General features: G+C 62.7%; 14 protein-coding genes. 2 read left to right on the forward strand and 12 right to left on the reverse strand.

Translation table 11 applies throughout. From position 1 onward, the window contains the following. Positions 1 to 3,900, reverse strand: coding sequence for a phosphoribosylformylglycinamidine synthase (purL, locus tag RRX38_RS10420; protein ID WP_315962446.1), 3,900 nt, complete (start codon positions 3,898 to 3,900; stop codon positions 1 to 3). Between the two features lie 194 nt (positions 3,901 to 4,094). On the opposite strand from purL, the gene mltF reads away from it, so the two are divergent. Then, positions 4,095 to 5,564 (forward strand): membrane-bound lytic murein transglycosylase MltF, encoded by a 1,470-nt coding sequence (gene mltF, locus RRX38_RS10425; RefSeq protein ID WP_295473683.1) that lies wholly within the window; start codon positions 4,095 to 4,097, stop codon positions 5,562 to 5,564. Between the two features lie 95 nt (positions 5,565 to 5,659). Here the strand turns inward: mltF and pdxJ are convergent, their stop codons facing one another. The 11 genes from pdxJ to rpoE form a co-directional block, all read right to left on the reverse strand. Continuing rightward, positions 5,660 to 6,403, reverse strand: coding sequence for a pyridoxine 5'-phosphate synthase (gene pdxJ, locus RRX38_RS10430; RefSeq protein ID WP_295473685.1), 744 nt, complete (start codon positions 6,401 to 6,403; stop codon positions 5,660 to 5,662). Between the two features lie 51 nt (positions 6,404 to 6,454). After that, positions 6,455 to 7,138 (reverse strand): DNA repair protein RecO, encoded by a 684-nt coding sequence (gene recO / locus RRX38_RS10435; RefSeq protein WP_295473687.1) that lies wholly within the window; start codon positions 7,136 to 7,138, stop codon positions 6,455 to 6,457. A 55-nt stretch (positions 7,139 to 7,193) separates the two neighbouring features. Further along, a complete protein-coding gene (era, locus tag RRX38_RS10440) occupies positions 7,194 to 8,096 on the reverse strand; it encodes a GTPase Era (protein WP_295473690.1) in 903 nt (300 codons plus the stop codon). Further along, a complete protein-coding gene (gene rnc, locus RRX38_RS10445) occupies positions 8,089 to 8,778 on the reverse strand; it encodes a ribonuclease III (RefSeq protein ID WP_315962447.1) in 690 nt (229 codons plus the stop codon). Before rnc ends, era begins: the two co-directional genes overlap by 8 nt. After that, positions 8,775 to 9,152, reverse strand: a complete 378-nt coding sequence (locus RRX38_RS10450; RefSeq protein ID WP_295473695.1) for a DUF4845 domain-containing protein — start codon at positions 9,150 to 9,152, stop codon at positions 8,775 to 8,777. The genes rnc and RRX38_RS10450 overlap by 4 nt, the downstream gene beginning before the upstream one ends. 85 nt (positions 9,153 to 9,237) lie before the next feature. Beyond that, positions 9,238 to 10,095, reverse strand: a complete 858-nt coding sequence (gene lepB / locus RRX38_RS10455; protein WP_315962448.1) for a signal peptidase I — start codon at positions 10,093 to 10,095, stop codon at positions 9,238 to 9,240. 10 nt (positions 10,096 to 10,105) lie between these two features. Beyond that, a complete protein-coding gene (gene lepA, locus RRX38_RS10460) occupies positions 10,106 to 11,902 on the reverse strand; it encodes a translation elongation factor 4 (protein ID WP_295473700.1) in 1,797 nt (598 codons plus the stop codon). Positions 11,903 to 12,071: 169 nt separating this feature from the next. Then, positions 12,072 to 13,448: a DegQ family serine endoprotease gene (locus RRX38_RS10465; protein ID WP_315962659.1), complete on the reverse strand. Its 1,377-nt coding sequence runs from the start codon at positions 13,446 to 13,448 to the stop codon at positions 12,072 to 12,074. Between the two features lie 342 nt (positions 13,449 to 13,790). Next, entirely contained in the window at positions 13,791 to 14,753 is a 963-nt protein-coding gene (locus RRX38_RS10470; RefSeq protein ID WP_315962449.1) for a MucB/RseB C-terminal domain-containing protein, read from the reverse strand. Between the two features lie 12 nt (positions 14,754 to 14,765). Continuing rightward, on the reverse strand, positions 14,766 to 15,353 hold the full coding sequence (locus RRX38_RS10475; RefSeq protein ID WP_295473706.1) for an RseA family anti-sigma factor: 588 nt from the start codon (positions 15,351 to 15,353) through the stop codon (positions 14,766 to 14,768). Between the two features lie 32 nt (positions 15,354 to 15,385). Beyond that, positions 15,386 to 15,967, reverse strand: a complete 582-nt coding sequence (gene rpoE, locus RRX38_RS10480; RefSeq protein WP_295473708.1) for an RNA polymerase sigma factor RpoE — start codon at positions 15,965 to 15,967, stop codon at positions 15,386 to 15,388. Positions 15,968 to 16,494: 527 nt separating this feature from the next. Between rpoE and nadB the strand changes: the two genes are divergently transcribed. Beyond that, positions 16,495 to 18,111 carry an L-aspartate oxidase gene (gene nadB, locus RRX38_RS10485; protein ID WP_315962450.1) on the forward strand — a complete coding sequence of 539 codons (1,617 nt, stop codon included), beginning with the start codon at positions 16,495 to 16,497 and terminating at the stop codon, positions 18,109 to 18,111. Positions 18,112 to 18,128: the final 17 nt, after the last annotated feature.

Here is an 18,128-nt window from a genome sequence, read left to right on the forward strand (position 1 = left end):
TCAGTCGACCCAGACGCGGGCGTTGCGGAACATGCGCATCCAGGCGCCGTCTTCGTTCCAGTCGTCCGGACGCCAGGAGTTCTGCACGGCACGGAACACCCGCTCTGGGTGCGGCATCATGATGGTCACGCGACCGTCACGGGTCGTCATGCCGCCGATACCGCGTGGCGAACCGTTCGGGTTGGCCGGATAGGTCTCGGTGGTCTTGCCGTGGTTGTCGACGTAACGCAGCGCCACGGTGCCCGAGGCGTCGGCCTGTTGCAGCGCGCTGGCACTGGCGAACTCGGCATGGCCTTCGCCGTGGGCGATGGCGATCGGCATGCGCGAACCGGCCATGCCCTGCAGGAAGATCGACGGCGACTCCTGGATCTGCACCAGCGCCACACGGGCCTCGAACTGCTCGGAGCGGTTGCGCACGAAGTGCGGCCACAGCTCGCTGCCTGGGATCAGTTCGTGCAGGTTGGAGAGCATCTGGCAACCGTTGCACACGCCCAGGGTGAAGCTGTCGCTGCGCTCGAAGAAGCCCTGGAAGGCGTCACGGGCACGGGCGTTGAACAGTGCCGACTTGGCCCAGCCTTCGCCAGCGCCCAGCACGTCACCGTAGGAGAAGCCGCCACAGGCCACCAGGCCCTTGAAGGTGTTGAGGTCGACACGACCGGCAAGGATATCGCTCATGTGCACGTCGACGGCGTTGAAGCCGGCGCGGTCGAAGGCTGCCGCCATCTCGACCTGACCGTTGACGCCCTGCTCGCGCAGCACCGCGACCTGTGGACGCACACCGGTCTTGATGTACGGCGCGGCGATGTCTTCGTTGACGTCGAAGCCCAGCTTGACGTTCAGGCCCGGGTTGTCTTCTTCCAGCAGCAGGTCGAATTCCTGGTCGGCGCACTCGGGGTTGTCGCGCAGACGCTGGATGCGGTAGCTGGTTTCAGCCCACTCGCGATGCAGCTGGTGGCGCTGACCGCTGAACACGGCCTGGCCCTGGTAGCTGATGGACACTTCGTCGTTGTTCAGCGGCTTGCCGATCACCGACACGCAGTTGGCCGACAGGCCGGCAGCGCTGAACTGGGCCAGCACACCGGCGGTGGCGTCCTGGCGAACCTGGATCACCGCACCGAGTTCTTCGTTGAACAGGATGCCGGCAACTTCGCTGACGTTCTCGGCCAGACCGTCGAGGCACAGTTGCAGGCCGCAGTGGCCGGCGAAAGCCATTTCCAGCACGGTGACCAGCAGGCCACCGTCGGAACGGTCGTGGTAGGCCAGCAGGTGGCCGTCGGCGTTCAGGCCCTGGATGACCGCGAAGAACGCCTTGAGGTCTTCGGCGTCGTCGACGTCAGGGGCGCTACGGCCCAGCTTGCCATGCACCTGGGCGAGGATCGAACCGCCCATGCGGTCCTGGCCACGGCCGAGGTCGATGAGGATCAGGTCGGTTTCGCCCTTGTCCATGCGCAGTTGCGGGGTCAGGGTCTGGCGAATGTCGGTGACCGGGGCGAAGCCGCTGACGATCAGCGACATCGGCGAGGTGACGCTCTTGTCAACGCCCTCGTCGCTCCAGCGGGTCTTCATCGACATGGAGTCCTTGCCCACCGGAATGGTCAGGCCCAGCTCGGGACACAGTTCCATGCCGACGGCCTTGACGGTGTCGTACAGGCGGGCATCTTCACCCGGGTGGCCAGCGGCGGACATCCAGTTGGCCGACAGCTTGATGTCGGACAGCTTGCCGATACGCGCGGCGGCCAGGTTGGTCAGGGTCTCGCCGATGGCCATGCGGCCGGAGGCCGGGGCATCGAGCAGGGCCAGCGGGGTGCGCTCGCCCATGGCCATGGCTTCACCGGTGTTGACGTCGAAGCTGGTGGCGGTCACGGCGCAGTCGGCGACCGGCACCTGCCACGGGCCGACCATCTGGTCACGGGCCACCAGGCCGGTGATCGAACGGTCGCCGATGGTGATCAGGAAGCTCTTGCTGGCTACGGCCGGGTGATGCAGCACGCGCTGCACGCTGTCGGCGATGTCCAGGGTGCTCGGGTCGAAGTCGTCGCCCAGCTCGGCTTCACGCTGCACAGAGCGGTGCATGCGTGGCGGCTTGCCAAGCAGCACTTCCAGCGGCATGTCCACCGGACTGTTGCCGAAGTGGCTGTCGGTCACGGTCAGGTGCGGCTCGGCGGTGGCTTCACCGACCACCGCGAACGGGCAGCGCTCGCGTTCGCAGATGGCCTTGAAGCGCTCGAAGTTTTCGGCGCTGACGGCCAGCACGTAGCGTTCCTGGGATTCGTTGCTCCAGATTTCGTGCGGCGCCATGCCCGGTTCGTCGTTAGGCACGTTGCGCAGCTCGAAACGGCCGCCACGGCCACCGTCGTTGACCAGTTCAGGGAAGGCGTTGGACAGGCCGCCGGCACCGACGTCGTGGATGAACGCGATCGGGTTGGCGTCGCCCAGTTGCCAGCAGCGGTCGATGACCTCCTGGCAGCGGCGTTCCATTTCCGGGTTCTCGCGCTGCACCGAAGCGAAGTCGAGGTCTGCCGAGCTGCTGCCGGTGTCGACCGACGAAGCCGCGCCGCCGCCCAGGCCGATGAGCATGGCCGGGCCACCGAGGACGATCAGCTTGGCACCGACTTCGATTTCGCCCTTCTGCACGTGCTCGCCACGGATGTTGCCCAGGCCGCCGGCCAGCATGATCGGCTTGTGGTAGCCGCGTACTTCGCTGCCGCGCGGGGTGTCGATGGACTGCTCGAAGGTCCGGAAGTAGCCGGTCAGCGCCGGACGGCCGAATTCGTTGTTGAACGCCGCGCCGCCCAGCGGCCCTTCGATCATGATGTCCAGGGCGGTGACGATGCGCTCGGGCTTGCCGTAGGGTTTCTCCCAGGGCTGTTCGAAGCCGGGGATCTGCAGGTTGGACACGGTGAAGCCGGTCAGGCCCGCCTTGGGCTTGGAGCCGCGACCGGTGGCGCCTTCGTCGCGGATCTCGCCGCCGGAACCGGTGGAAGCACCGGAGAATGGCGAAATGGCGGTCGGGTGGTTGTGGGTCTCGACCTTCATGAGGATGTGCACCGGCTCCTGCACCGCGCCGTACTGGCGGGTCTCAGGATTCGGGAAGAAGCGCCCGGCCACGTTACCGACGATCACCGAGGCATTGTCCTTGTAAGCGGACAGCACGCCTTCGCTGTGCATCTGGTAGGTGTTCTTGATCATGCCGAACAGGCTCTTTTCCTGGCTTTCGCCATCGATGTCCCAGCTGGCATTGAAGATCTTGTGGCGGCAGTGCTCGGAGTTGGCCTGGGCGAACATCATCAGCTCGATGTCGTTCGGGTTGCGGTTCAGGCCGATGAAGCTCTTCACCAGGTAGTCGACTTCGTCTTCAGCCAGGGCCAGGCCCAGGTCGACGTTGGCCTTTTCCAGGGCCGCACGACCACCGCCGAGCACGTCGACGCTGGTCAGCGGTTTGGGCTGGGCGTGGCTGAACAGGCCGGCGGCCTGCTCCAGGTCGCTGAGCACCACCTGGGTCATGCGGTCGTGCAGTACGGCGGCGATGGCCTGCTGGTCGGCTTCGGCGAAGTCTCCCTGTACATAGAAGGCAATGCCCCGCTCGATGCGCTGGATCTTGTCCAGGCCACAGTTGCGGGCAATGTCGCTGGCCTTGCTGGACCACGGCGAAATGGTGCCGAAGCGCGGCATGACCAGGAACAGCCGGCCGACCGGCTCCTGTACCGCAACGCTCGGGCCGTACTTCAGCAGACGGTCGAGGACCTGCTGCTCCTGGTCGCTCAGGGCGCCGGAGACTTCAGCGAAGTGAGCGAATTCGGCGTACAGGCCATGAACAGCTGAAACTTTTTGTTTCAGTTGTTCCAGCAATTTGCTGTGGCGAAAGGCAGAAAGGGCAGGAGCACCACGCAGGATCAACATCGTCGGGACAGCCTCGGGAAGGGGGGTGTACTTTGAGGCCACGCATTCTAGCCTAAAGCAGCCTTTCTAGCATCCAAAACGGCGGCCGGACTGTCGCAGGACGGATGATCGGACACGTAATGCCAATTTGCTTATCAGACGCGGGCTCTGCTGTCGATATATGGCGCTCGTTGTGCTTTGCGTATACTGCACCGATGTTCTCCCGACCTGATTTTCGCACTCGTTGCGTCAGATGGCTCATCGCAACCGCACTCTTCCTGATGCTCGGCGCCTGTGTGGATAAACCCAACACACTGGAGCGAGTCAAGGAGGACGGTGTCCTGCGCGTCATCACCCGCAACAGCCCGGCGACCTACTTTCAGGATCGCAACGGCGAGACCGGCTTCGAATACGAGCTGGTACAGCGCTTCGCGGAAGATCTGGGCGTGAAGCTGGAGATCGAAACCGCCGACAATCTCGACGAGCTGTTCGACCAGTTGCACAAGCAAGGTGGCCCGGTACTGGCCGCCGCAGGCCTGATCGACACGCCGACCCGTCGCCAGCAGGCGCGCTTTTCCCACCCTTATCTCGAAGTGACCCCGCAGGTGGTGTACCGCAACGGCCAGTCCCGCCCTACCGAACCTGCCGACCTGGTCGGCAAGCGCATCATGGTGCTCAAGGGCAGCGTGCATGCTGAGCAACTGGCCGAGATCAAGAAGCAGTATCCGGCGCTGGCGTACGAAGAGTCCGATGCCGTCGAGGTGGTTGACCTGCTGCGCATGGTCGACGAAGGCCAGATCGACCTGACTCTGGTGGACTCCAACGAACTGGCGATGAACCAGGTGTACTTCTCCAACGTGCGCGTGGCCTTCGACCTGGGCCAGGCCCGCGAACAGCGCTGGGCCGTGGCGCCGGGTGAAGACAACAGCCTGCTCAACGAAATCAACGCCTTCCTCGACAAAGCCGAGAAGAACGGCACTCTGCAGCGCCTCAAGGACCGCTATTACGGCCATGTGGACGTACTGGGCTACGTGGGCGCCTACACCTTCGCCCAGCACCTGCAGGAGCGCCTGCCCAAGTACGAGAAGTTCTTCAAGGCCTCGGCCAAGAAGGAAGAAGTCGACTGGCGCCTGCTCGCGGCCATCGGCTACCAGGAATCGATGTGGCAGCCTACGGTCACCTCCAAGACCGGCGTGCGCGGCCTGATGATGCTGACCCAGAACACCGCCCAGGCGATGGGCGTGTCCAACCGTCTGGATGCGCGGCAGAGCATCCAGGGCGGTTCCAAGTACTTCGCGCAGATCAAAGAACAGCTCGACAGCGACATCCAGGAGCCGGACCGCACCTGGCTGGCGCTGGCAGCCTACAACGTGGGCAGCGGCCACCTGGACGATGCACGCAAGCTGGCGGCCAACGAGGGGCTCAACCCCAACAAGTGGCTGGACGTGAAGAAGATGCTGCCACGCCTCTCGCAGAAGAAGTGGTACAGCAAGACCCGCTACGGCTATGCCCGGGGCGGCGAGCCGGTGCATTTCGTGGCCAACATCCGCCGCTATTACGACATCCTGACCTGGGTGACCCAGCCGCAGCTGGAGGGCAACCAGGTGACTGACGGCAACATGCACGTGCCCGGCGTCGACAAGAACCCGCCACCCAACCAGCAGCAGCCACAGCCCGGCTCCTGAATCCCCCCTCTAAACACTGGGCCCTGCAGGAACGGCTTCAGCCGCGAAAAGCTTCCCGGCTGAAGCCGGTCCTACAAGGTGCAGGTGGCAGGACCTCAGCCGCGTGCTGCGGCGACGATCAGGGCTTTCATTTCGGCCACGGCGGCCTTGAAGCCGACGAACAGCGCATGGGCCACCAGGGCGTGACCGATGTTCAGTTCATTGATGCCCTTGATCGCCGCCACGGCCTCGACGTTGTGGTAATGCAGGCCATGCCCGGCGTTGACGATCAGCCCCTGCCCCACCCCGAACGCCACGCCATCGGCGATGCGCTGCAGCTCTTCGGCGACTTCGGCAGGGGTTTGCGCATCGGCGTAGCGGCCGGTGTGCAGTTCGATGGCCGGGGCGCCGACACGCCGGGAGGCTTCGATCTGCCGCTCATCGGCATCGATGAACAGTGACACTTCGCAACCGACCTTGGCCAGGCGCTCCACCGCCGCCTTGATGCGCGCTTCCTGGCCCGCCACGTCCAGACCGCCTTCGGTGGTCAGCTCCTGGCGGGTTTCCGGCACCAGGCACACATGCGCAGGGCGCAGGCGCTCGGCGAATGCCAGCATCTCCTCGGTCACGCCCATCTCGAAGTTCATGCGCGTCTGCAGCACTTCGGCGAGCAGCAGCACGTCACGGTCCTGAATGTGCCGGCGGTCTTCACGCAGGTGCACGGTGATGCCGTCGGCGCCCGCCTCTTCGGCGTCCAGCGCGGCTTTCACCGGGTCCGGGTAGCGGGTGCCACGAGCCTGACGCAGCGTGGCCACATGGTCGATGTTCACGCCAAGAAGGATGCGAGAGCTGTGCGTCACGGGTGTCTCCTGAAAAATAGAGCGAAGCGGGCCGCAGAGCATAAAGCCTGTTCAGCGCTTGCGAAACAGTTCCCGGCTGACCAGCGGGCGCCCACCCAAGTGCACGGCCAGGGCCTGGCGCATCAGGCGCTTGGCGGCAGCCAAAGCGCCCGGCGCGCTCCAGTCGGCTTCGGCCATGGCCAGCAGCTCCGCGCCATGGAACAGCCCCGGTTGCAACAGCCAGACCCGCTCCAGGCCCGCATCGACCTGCAAGCGATAAAGACCAGCGGCGTCCAGCGGTTCGCCATTGATGTCGGTATCCAGCGCGAAACCGTAGCCGAGATCATCGAGCAGGCGCCATTCGAAGGCGCGCAGCAGCGGCTCCAGTGGTCGGCCCTCGGCCAGGGCCAGAAGCGTGGCGGCATAGTGATCGAACACCGCCGGGTGCGGGTCTTCGGCAGGCAGCAGACGAATCAGCAACTCGTTGAGGTACATGCCACTGAACAGCGCTTCACCGACCATCCAGCGAGCCACCCCGGCGCTTTCCATGCGTGCCACCGTCTTGAGTTCGCCACGCCCTCGAAACTCGGCCTCCAGCGGCACGAAGGGCCGTGCCAGGGTGCCGGCCTTGCCACGGGCATTGCGCAGCACCGCCCGTAGACGGCCCTGGGGCGTGAGGAAATCGACCAGTGCGCTGTTTTCGCGATAGGCCCGGCTGTGCAGCACATAGGCAGGTTGAGCGGTTGGCGTGCTCATCGGCGGGCTCGCAGAAGGAAGGATGGCGCCCGGCGCAGAACCGGGCGCCCGTGGCTCAGAGCTCGTTATAGCCCAGCGAACGCAGGGCGCGTTCGTCGTCGGACCAGCCGCCCTTGACCTTGACCCACAGATTGAGCATCACCTTGGAGTCGAACATCACCTCCATGTCGCGGCGCGCATCGCTGCCGATGCGTTTGATGCGCTCGCCCTTGTCGCCGATGATGATCTTCTTCTGGCCATCGCGCTCGACCAGGATCAACGCGTGGATGTGCAGGGTATGACCCTGCTGCTTGAACTCTTCGATTTCCACGGTGATCTGGTACGGCAGCTCGGCACCCAGCTGACGCATGATCTTCTCGCGTACCAGCTCGGCGGCCAGGAAGCGGCTGCTGCGGTCGGTGATCTGGTCTTCGGGGAAGAAGTGCTCGTTCTCGGGCAGGTTCTTGGCGATCAGGGCTTCGAGTGCTTCGAGGTTGTGGCCGTTCTGCGCCGAGATCGGCACCACCGAGGCGTTGGGCAGCTGCTCTTGCAGCCACGACAGGTGCGGAATCAGCTCGGCCTTGTCTTCCAGACGGTCGGTCTTGTTGATCGCCAGGATCACCGGGCCCTGGATGTACTGCACGCGCTCCAGGACCATCTGGTCTTCGTCGGTCCAGCGGGTGCGATCTACCACGAAGATCACCACGTCGACGTCTTTCAACGCCGCCGAGGCGGTCTTGTTCATGTAGCGGTTCAGCGCCTTGTCGCTGTTCTTGTGCATGCCGGGCGTGTCGACGTAGATGGCCTGCACTTCGCCTTCGGTCTTGATGCCCAGCATGGTGTGCCGGGTGGTCTGAGGCTTGCGCGAGGTGATCGCCAGCTTCTGGCCGAGGATGTGGTTGAGCAGCGTGGACTTGCCCACGTTGGGGCGGCCGACGATGGCCACATAGCCGCAGCGGGTTGGGGTTGTTTCAGTCATTGCCATTCTCCACGCCCAAGGCGATAAGGGCCGCAGCAGCGGCGACCTGCTCGGCGATCCGTCGGCTGACACCCTGGCCGCGGCTCTTCTCGTTCAGCAGGGTGACTTCACACTCGACGAAAAAGGTCCGGCAGTGCGGTTCGCCCTGGATATCCACCACTTCGTAGCGTGGCAGTTCGCAGGCCCGGGACTGCAGGAATTCCTGCAGGCGGGTCTTGGGGTCCTTGTTGGTGTCGACCAGGGTCAGACTGTCGAACTCGTTGGTCAGCCAGGCCAGCACGCGCTCACGGGCGGTGTCCATGTCCGAGTCGAGGTAGATGGCCCCGATCAGCGCTTCCAGGGCATCGGCAAGAATCGACTCGCGACGGAAGCCACCGCTTTTCAGTTCACCGGAACCCAGACGCAGGTAATCGCCCAGGGCAAAGCCCTTGGCCAGCCGGGCCAGGGTCTCGCCCTTCACCAGACGCGCACGCAGGCGCGACAGCTGGCCTTCGCGGGCCTGCACGAAACGCTCGTAGAGCGCCTCGCCAGCGACGAAGTTGAGGATGGCGTCACCCAGAAACTCCAGGCGCTCGTTGTTACGCCCCGCGTAACTGCGATGGGTCAACGCCAGGATCATCAGGTCCTGGTCCTTGAAGGTATAGCCGAGCTGGCGCTCGAGGCGGCTCAGGGATGCACTCACGGTTTGGCCACGCTGAATTGCTCGTCGAACGTCATGATCAGATCGACATTGAAAAACAAGTGTTCACGCTGTTCGTAGTTCAGGTGCGCCAGGAACTTGCCGTCCTCGCTGCGCACGGTTAAAGCCTTTTTCAAATCCACGTCCCGGATGTTGTTGACCTGCATGTTCTTACCGACATAACTGTAGAAATCATCGACCGTGTCCACGCCCAATGCCTGGTTGTGTCCGGCGAGCTGGATACTTTGCTTGATTGAAAAGTAGTCCATGTAGTGCGGGATCATCTTGACTGCAAGGGTGATCACCAGGCCGATAGCGCCCAGCAACAGCAGCAGCCCAATCAGCGACATGCCCTTCTGCCTGCGTTCCAATGCCATGGTGTTCCCCAGCAATGGCCGGCGACACGGGGGTCGGCGACCGTCTCAAATGACATACGGCGCTGCCCGAGCAGCGCCGTATCGATTACTTGATCAGCCCGACCCGCGAAAAGGTCGGGAAATGGCTGAGCTTCGGCTCTGGCCAGCTCATCCACACAGCGAAGGCCTTGCCGACGATATTGCGGTCGGGAACCATGCCCTGCTCGTCCTTGGGAATATTGGGGTCATCCCAGTAACGGCTGTCGTTGGAGTTGTCGCGGTTGTCGCCCATCATGAAATAGTGCTCGGCCGGCACGGTCCACTCGGTATCCGGTGGCGTGCGGTAGCGGCTCATTTCCTGGCGGATCTGGTGCTCGACCTCACCCAGCTTCTCCATGTACAGCTCGGCGCTGCCCAAGGTGCCTGGTTCGCTGCCGATCAGGGTCTTGGCGACCAGTTGGCCGTTGACGAACAGGCGCTTGTCGCTGGTGTAGCGAATGCGGTCACCCGGCAGGCCTACCACGCGCTTGATGTAGTTGACGCTTGGGTCGCTGGGGTAGCGGAACACCATCACATCGCCGCGCTGCGGGTCACCGACCTCGATGACTTTCTTGTCGAGCACCGGCAGGCGGATGCCGTAGGAGAACTTGTTGACCAGAATGAAATCGCCCACGTCGAGGGTCGGCTTCATCGAGCCTGACGGAATCTGGAACGGTTCGACCAGAAACGAGCGCAGCACCAGCACGATGAACAGCACCGGAAAGAACGACTTGCCGTATTCGACCAGCAGCGGCTCCTTGCTCAGTCGCTCGACGACCGCCATGTCCGGTTGCCCGACGCTGCCCTGATAGCTGGAAATGGCCGCCCGGCGCCGCGGCGCCAGGAATACCAGATCGATCAGGGCCAGCAGACCGCATACGAATACAGCGATGACCAACAACAGCGGGAAATTTAGTGACGACATAGGACCCTGACTATTCCAACCTGAGCACTGCGAGGAAGGCTTCCTGTGGAATCTCCACGTTGCCGACCTGCTTCATGCGTTTCTTACCGGCCTTCTGCTTCTCCAGCAGCTTGCGCTTACGACTGACGTCACCGCCATAACACTTGGCCAATACGTTCTTCCTGAGTGCCTTGACAGTGGTACGCGCGATGACCTGGCCGCCAATGGCTGCCTGGATCGCCACGTCGAACATCTGCCTCGGGATCAGCTCTTTCATCTTCTCGGTCAATGCGCGGCCTTTGTAGGCTGCGTTATCGCGGTGCACGATCAGCGCCAGGGCATCGACCTTGTCGCCGTTGATCAGTACATCGAGCTTGACCAGGTTGGCCGACTGGTAACGATCGAAATGATAGTCCAGCGAGGCATAGCCGCGGCTGGTGGACTTCAGACGGTCGAAGAAGTCCAGTACCACTTCGTTCATCGGCAGGTCGTAGCGCACTTGCACCTGGCTACCGAGGAACTGCATGTCGCGCTGGATGCCGCGCTTCTCGATGCACAGGGTGATGACGTTGCCCAGGTGCTCTTGCGGTACCAGGATGGTGGCCTGGACGATCGGCTCGCGGAAATCTTCGACCGACGAGACATCGGGGAGCTTGGACGGGTTGTCGACGTAGATGGTTTCGCCATTCTTGAGCTTGAGCTCGAAGATTACGCTGGGCGCGGTGGTGATCAGGTCCAGGTCGTATTCGCGCTCCAGGCGCTCCTGGATGATCTCCATGTGCAACATGCCGAGGAAGCCGCAACGGAAGCCGAAGCCCAGGGCGTCGGAGCTTTCCGGCGCATACTGCAGCGACGAGTCGTTGAGGGTCAGTTTCTGCAGGGCGTCGCGGAAATCCTCGAAGTCGTCGGAACTGACCGGGAACAGGCCGGCATAGACCTGCGGCTGGATACGCTTGAAACCTGGCAGCATATCGACTTCAGGGGTCGTGCTCAGGGTCAGGGTATCACCCACCGGGGCACCCAGGATTTCCTTGATGCTGGCAATGATGAAGCCCACTTCACCGGCCTTGAGGTCGGCGGTGACCGTATGTTTGGGGTTGAACACGCCAACGCTGTCGACCAAGTGCACCTTGCCGGTGGACTTGACGAGAATCTTGTCGCCTTTCTTGACCCGACCCTGACGGACACGAACCAGCGACACCACGCCGAGGTAGCTGTCGAACCAGGAGTCGATGATCAGGGCTTGCAGCGGTGCGTCGATATCGCCGGTCGGCGCCGGAATGGTCGTCACCAGGCGCTCGAGCACCTCGTCCACGCCCATGCCGCTCTTGGCACTGCAGGCCACGGCATCGGTGGCATCGATACCGATGATCTTCTCGATCTCGTCCTTGACGCGGTCAGGGTCGGCCTGGGGCAGGTCCATCTTGTTGAGGACCGGCATGACCTCCAGGCCCTGCTCGATGGCGGTGTAACAGTTGGCCACGGACTGGGCCTCGACGCCCTGGCCGGCATCGACCACCAGCAGCGCACCTTCGCAGGCCGCCAGCGAGCGGCTGACTTCGTAGGTGAAGTCGACGTGGCCAGGGGTATCGATGAAGTTCAGCTGGTAGGTCTTGCCGTCTCTGGCCTTGTAGTACAGCGTGACGCTGTGCGCCTTGATGGTGATACCGCGTTCACGCTCCAGGTCCATGGAGTCGAGCACCTGCGCTTCCATCTCGCGATCAGACAAGCCACCGCACATCTGAATGAAGCGGTCGGCCAGGGTCGATTTGCCATGGTCAATGTGGGCGATGATGGAGAAATTGCGGATATGACTCAAATCACTCACGGATCAACACTCGAAAAGGTCGCAGGCACGTCGCCCGCCGAAAAATAGCCGGGAATTGTACCTGAAGCGAAGCCGGGGCGTCACGCTTGCCGCAATGGCCCGGCGTGCCTCACCCGACAGGCACGAAAAAGGGCGGCCATGCCGCCCTTCCCGCTTCAAGCCAGACGGATCACTCCGCCAGTTTGAAAGTGATGAAGCTCGCTCGACCCTGGCGCAGCACGCGCATGGATACCGAGCGGTTCTTCGGTAGGTTCTTGGCCACTTCGGTGAACTGCTTGGCCGAGACGATTTCCTGGTTGTTCAAATGGGTGATGACGTCACCGCTCTGCAGGCCGATCAGCGCCGCCGGGCCGCCCTGCACTTCCTTGATGACCACACCGCCCTTGAGTTCCAGGGTTTTCTTCTGCTCGCCGGTCAGCTCGGCCACCGAAACACCGAGGCGGTTGCTGCTGCGCTCGGCACCCGCGCCCGGCACGCCGGTCTCGTCGCCTTCGTCTGGCAAGGCCCCAACGGTCACGGTGAGCTTCTGGCGCTTACCGTCGCGGATCACTTCCAGCTCGGCCTTGCTGCCATCCTTGAGGTTACCGATCAGGTGCGGCAAGTCGGCGGACATGACGATCGGCTGGCCGTTGGCGCTGAGGATCACGTCACCTACGCGCAGGCCACCCTTGGCTGCCGGGCTGTCTTCCAGTACCTGGGCGACCAGCGCGCCGGCCGGGCGGTCGAGACCGAAGGATTCGGCCAGGTCCTTGTTGACCTCCTGAATGACCACGCCGAGCCAGCCCCGATCGACCTTGCCGTTGGCCTTGAGCTGATTGGCGACATCCATCGCGACATCGATCGGGATGGCAAACGACAGGCCCATGAAGCCGCCGGAACGGGTGAAGATCTGCGAGTTGATCCCCACGACCTCGCCCTTCATGTTGAACAGCGGGCCACCGGAGTTACCGGGGTTGATCGCCACGTCGGTCTGGATGAACGGCACGTAGGTGTCGTTCGGCAGGCTGCGCCCCTTGGCACTGACGATACCCTTGGTCACCGAGTGATCGAAGCCGAACGGCGAACCGATGGCCAGCACCCACTCACCCACCTTGAGCTTGTCGGTGCTGCCCAGCTTGGCGGTCGGCAGGTCCTTGCCGTCGATCTTCAGCAGCGCCACGTCGGTGCGTGGATCGGTGCCGACCAGCTTGGCTTTCAGCTCGCTGCGGTCGGACAGACGCACGATGATCTCGTCGGCACCATCAACCACGTGGTTGTTGGTCAGCACGTAACCATCTGGGGAAATGATGAATCCCGAACCCAGCGACTGGGCTTCGCGCTGGCGGTCACCACGGCCCGGGGCGCGCGAGCTTGGCGGCATGCCGCGCTCGAGAAATTCCCGCAGCATCGGCGGCAGACCTTCCAGGTCGGGCATCTGGCTGGCGACGGCACGGTCAGGCAGCTTCTGGCGGGTACTGATGTTCACTACCGCTGGCGAAGCCTGCTCGACCAGCCCAGTGAAATCGGGCAGATCCTCGGCCTGGGCCGTCGCGATCTGGCCAAGCATCAGCACGGCAGCCACCAGTGAGAAATAGGATTTCAAGCGTAATATCGACATACGGCTCCCGTTTGTAACGAGCGAAGTTAAGCATTACCAATGCGACCGACCTTTGCACCTGGAAAGTTCATTGGAAGTCTCCAATGGCACCCAATGGCTTTTTGTTTCCAGAAACAACAAAGGTCATAGCTGTCAGGCTGTGACCTATAGAAAAAAAAGCGCGGGCTTGCAACTTTCAAAGCACACCAAAGATTTCAAGAGCCGCCGCCGAAGCCAGTAAAACCGGGGCTTTCAGGGCGGCCGTGAACTATATGAAACCTTTTACATTCACCCGTACGGAGGTTCTGCCAATCATTTACCGGCAGCGGCACTGACCGGACGCATGGACAGGGCGATGCGCTCGGCAGTCCCCACGGGGATTTCACCCACGACGGTAATCATGGCGTCGTTCTGACCCGTTGCAAGCCGCCTGGACACCACGGCGGTGGGCCCGAACTGGGTGCGGATATCGGATGCTTGGCTTTTGCCCAGCGGCTCGATGAACACCGAGAAGCGGGTCAGGCCATCGCCATACAACTGGCTGGTGATCAGCGCACTGGAGTCATGATCCTTGCGCACCGACTGATTGGTCAGCTCGAACCCCGACGGCAACCAGTCGGAGCGCCAGGTTTGCCCGGCCGGGCTCTTGTCCGCAGGTTTGCTGCGCGAAGCCTGCACCGGCTTGCAATCGGCGCTGGCGCTGAGCAGGCTCTGGTCGGACGGCGCCGAAGGATCGAAGTCGACGAACTGGAAACGCTCCAGAAGAACGCCCCGCTCGCTGAGCAACAGGGATTTGAGGACCATGCCGCTCTGATCGTCCAGGTGCATTTCCACACCATAACGATGCTGATCCTTGGGAGACATGACCAGAATGGTCGCGGGGCGGCCTGCCACGCGAGACTTGCCCGCGACCTTGAGGTCGTACCAGGCGGAAAGCTTGTGGGCATCAAGTATGCGTCCGGCAGGATCCGGGAGATTGGCCAACCCTTCCACCAGCGTGCCGCTGACACATTGAGTCAGACCATCGACCCGGACGATCTCCTGTGCCGAGCCATCGAGCTGCAGCAGGCGCTCGCGCACCTTGCCGTCGAGGACTTCATGCCAGATCCGGTGAGTGGAGAAACTGCCGTTTCTCTCGTAGATGAACGCACCTTGAAAGCTTTGCTGCTGCTCGGCTTGCGCAAGACGCTTGAGCAGGTCTTGCGCATCGTCAGCATGTGCGGGAACGGCTAGCCATCCACTGAACAACAAAAACCATAGAGGAGTGGCTCGCATACTCGTCCTTTATTAGCGGTTTTCCAAGCTCGCAGCACGTGCATAAGGCAGTGCGCTTTCGGTTTCTTTCAGCGCAGCCTGCTGGGCATGCTGACGCAGGTAACCGGGCACACGCTGGTCATCGACACCGGCCTGGCCTTGTACAGCGCCACCGGCGGCAGGACCGGCCTCTTCGCTGGTGTTGTAACCCGCCAGCACGGCAGGGCCCTGAGGCTGAGCTACCGAGAGGTTGGCGGGCTGCTGGCTTTGCTGGGCCAGTTGGGCGCCGGTGATTTCGTCCTGGTTGTAGAGACGCACACCAGCCAGCACTGCCACGGTGACCGAAGCGGCTACCGCCAGGCGACCCAGGGTGCGCCATGGACCACGACCAGGCTTGAGAGGCGAGGCTTCATCAGCAATCGCCGCCGACACAGCAGCAGAGATATCCAGATGAGGAACCAGCAGCTCCTTGTGCATGGCTGCACGCGCTACTTGGTAACGCGCCCAGGTGGCCCGTGTATCGGCGTCGTCGATGGCGTTCAATACACGACGTAATTCCAGTTCGTCCGCTTCGTTATCCATCACCGCGGACAGCGATTCCTGCAGGGCTTCACGACTCATGGCGGGTTCCTCTCTTGGCTATCGCCGCTGTCTCAGGTTTCCTGCAACAACGGCTGCAGGGCTTTATCGATGGCTTCCCGAGCGCGGAAGATCCGAGAGCGCACGGTACCCACCGGACACTGCATGACGCTCGCAATGTCCTCATAACTAAGACCGTCGAATTCGCGCAAAGTTAGGGCCGTGCGCAAATCTTCCGGGAGTAGCTGGATGGTTCGATGGACAGTCCCTTCGATTTCATCCCTCAACAATGACCTCTCCGGAGATTCGATGTCCTTGAGGCCATGGTCGCCGTCGTAGAACTCTGCATCTTCGGACTTGACATCGCTGTCTGGCGGCCGCCTTCCACGGGAAACCAGATAGTTTTTCGCCGTGTTGATGGCGATGCGGTACAGCCACGTGTAGAACGCACTGTCGCCGCGAAAATTGCCGAGTGCGCGGTAGGCCTTGATAAAGGCTTCCTGCGCGACATCCTGAGCTTCATGGGTGTCGTGCACGAAACGCACGATCAACCCGAGAATCTTGTGCTGGTACTTCAGCACCAACAGATCAAATGCTCGCCGGTCACCGCGCTGCACGCGTTCGACCAGCTGCTGATCCTCTTCCTGGGTTAGCATGAACACTCCTCGTTGAGCCTGAAGGAGTGTTGCATCTGCCATCGCTCAGGCTTGCAAACATAGACTCGGGCTTTTGGCAAAAGTTCTCCCCCTTCAGGCAAGTTTCCTGCAGACATTGAACCAGCCTGCACGAAAAACGCAGCTCGAACGAAGCTCGGCTGCGTCAATAGTCTTTTCGTCGGATCGGCCGCCGATGATCGCTGCGTACGGCCGATACGCTCCCTTTATCAGGTATCCCGCTATTGAGTTTTGGGCTTGCTGAAAAGTTCCCGCACCCCTGTATACACAGGCCGAAACTCCCCAGTGGATCCGATCACCGCCCTCCCCGGCACACGCACCGAAAAACGGTAGGCATCATCCCGGTGAGTGGCGCACAATCCGATCCCGCTCCTGGTCTCACAGTGCCACTAACTACGTGGATATTGTGCCGTCCCCCCCTTACTTATACTAGGGGGCCGTCCAGGTTCCGGCGGCGACAAGACTGAACTTCCATGGCACGCGATGCCTGGTCTAAGCGGATTTGATGAATGAGCCTACATTTTCAGCATGATGTCCTGGTTATCGGCAGCGGCGCTGCCGGGTTGAGCCTGGCCCTTACCCTGCCAGGACACCTGCGCATTGCCGTTCTGAGCAAGGGCGACCTGTCGGACGGCTCGACCTTCTGGGCCCAGGGTGGCGTGGCGGCGGTCCTCGATGACAGCGACACCGTGCAATCCCATGTAGAAGACACCCTCAATGCCGGCGGTGGCCTGTGCAACGAAGAAGCCGTACGCTTCACCGTAGAGCACAGTCGCGAAGCCATCCAGTGGCTGATCGACCAGGGCGTGCCCTTCACCCGCGGTGACGAGGACCCCGAACAGGCCCAAGGCTTCGGCTTTCACCTGACCCGCGAGGGCGGCCACAGTCATCGACGCATCATCCACGCCGCCGACGCTACCGGCGCGGCCATCTTCCGCACCCTGCTGGCTCAGGCTCGCCAGCGCCCGAACATCGAGCTGCTGGAGCAGCGCGTGGCCATCGACCTGATCACCGAGCCGCGTCTGGGCCTGCCGGGCCAGCGCTGCCTGGGCGCCTATGTGCTGGACCGGCATACCGGCGAAGTCGATACCCACGCCGCGCGCTTCACGCTCCTGGCCTGCGGTGGTGCGGCCAAGGTCTATCTCTACACCAGCAACCCGGACAGCGCCTCCGGCGACGGCATTGCCATGGCCTGGCGCGCCGGTTGTCGGGTCGCCAACCTGGAGTTCAACCAGTTCCACCCCACCTGCCTGTACCACCCGCAGGCCAAGAGCTTTCTGGTCACCGAAGCGCTGCGTGGCGAAGGCGCCGTACTACGCCTGCCCAGCGGCGAGCGCTTCATGCCGCGTTTCGACGAGCGCGCCGAGCTGGCGCCCCGGGATATCGTGGCCCGCGCCATCGACCACGAAATGAAGCGCCTGGGTATCGACTGCGTGTACCTGGACATCAGCCACAAACCGGCCGAGTTCATCAAGGCGCACTTTCCCACCGTCTACGAACGCTGCCTGGAATTTTCCATCGACATCACCCGCGAGCCGATCCCCGTGGTGCCCGCAGCGCACTACACCTGCGGTGGCGTACTGGTCGACAACCACGGTCGCACTGACGTGCCCGGCCTCTATGCCGTGGGCGAAACCAGCTGCACCGGCTTGCACGGGGCGAACCGCATGGCCAGCAACTCGCTGCTGGAATGCTTCGTCTATGCCCGCTCCGCCGCCGCCGACATCGTCGCGCAGCTTGACCAGGTTGACATGCCAAACCACCTGCCCACCTGGGACGCCAGCCAGGTGACCGACTCGGACGAAGACGTGATCATCGCGCACAACTGGGACGAACTGCGGCGCTTCATGTGGGACTACGTCGGCATCGTGCGCACCAACAAACGCCTGCAGCGCGCCCAACACCGGGTACGCCTGCTACTCGACGAAATCGACGAGTTCTACAGCAACTACAAGGTCAGCCGCGACCTGATCGAACTGCGCAACCTGGCCCAGGTCGCCGAGCTGATGATCCGCTCGGCCATGGAACGCAAGGAGTCGCGCGGTCTGCACTACACCCTGGACTATCCACAGATGCTGCCCGAGGCCACAGACACCGTACTGACGCCGGAACATCATGCCCGCTGACCACCCCGCAAGCGGTT

Source organism: Pseudomonas sp. DTU_2021_1001937_2_SI_NGA_ILE_001 (genome assembly GCF_032463525.1).
Taxonomy (GTDB): domain Bacteria; phylum Pseudomonadota; class Gammaproteobacteria; order Pseudomonadales; family Pseudomonadaceae; genus Aquipseudomonas.

What these genes read in the sequence shown, in the direction of transcription:
- purL (WP_315962446.1), bottom strand. Translation starts at nt 3,900, where the DNA reads ATGTTGATCCTGCGTGGTGCTCCTGCCCTTTCTGCCTTTCGCCACAGC.
- mltF (WP_295473683.1), top strand. Translation starts at nt 4,095, where the DNA reads ATGTTCTCCCGACCTGATTTTCGCACTCGTTGCGTCAGATGGCTCATC.
- recO (WP_295473687.1), bottom strand. Translation starts at nt 7,138, where the DNA reads ATGAGCACGCCAACCGCTCAACCTGCCTATGTGCTGCACAGCCGGGCC.
- era (WP_295473690.1), bottom strand. Translation starts at nt 8,096, where the DNA reads ATGACTGAAACAACCCCAACCCGCTGCGGCTATGTGGCCATCGTCGGC.
- RRX38_RS10450 (WP_295473695.1), bottom strand. Translation starts at nt 9,152, where the DNA reads ATGGCATTGGAACGCAGGCAGAAGGGCATGTCGCTGATTGGGCTGCTG.
- lepB (WP_315962448.1), bottom strand. Translation starts at nt 10,095, where the DNA reads ATGTCGTCACTAAATTTCCCGCTGTTGTTGGTCATCGCTGTATTCGTA.
- RRX38_RS10465 (WP_315962659.1), bottom strand. Translation starts at nt 13,448, where the DNA reads ATGCTTGGCCAGATCGCGACGGCCCAGGCCGAGGATCTGCCCGATTTC.
- RRX38_RS10470 (WP_315962449.1), bottom strand. Translation starts at nt 14,753, where the DNA reads ATGCGAGCCACTCCTCTATGGTTTTTGTTGTTCAGTGGATGGCTAGCC.
- RRX38_RS10475 (WP_295473706.1), bottom strand. Translation starts at nt 15,353, where the DNA reads ATGAGTCGTGAAGCCCTGCAGGAATCGCTGTCCGCGGTGATGGATAAC.
- rpoE (WP_295473708.1), bottom strand. Translation starts at nt 15,967, where the DNA reads ATGCTAACCCAGGAAGAGGATCAGCAGCTGGTCGAACGCGTGCAGCGC.
- nadB (WP_315962450.1), top strand. Translation starts at nt 16,495, where the DNA reads ATGAGCCTACATTTTCAGCATGATGTCCTGGTTATCGGCAGCGGCGCT.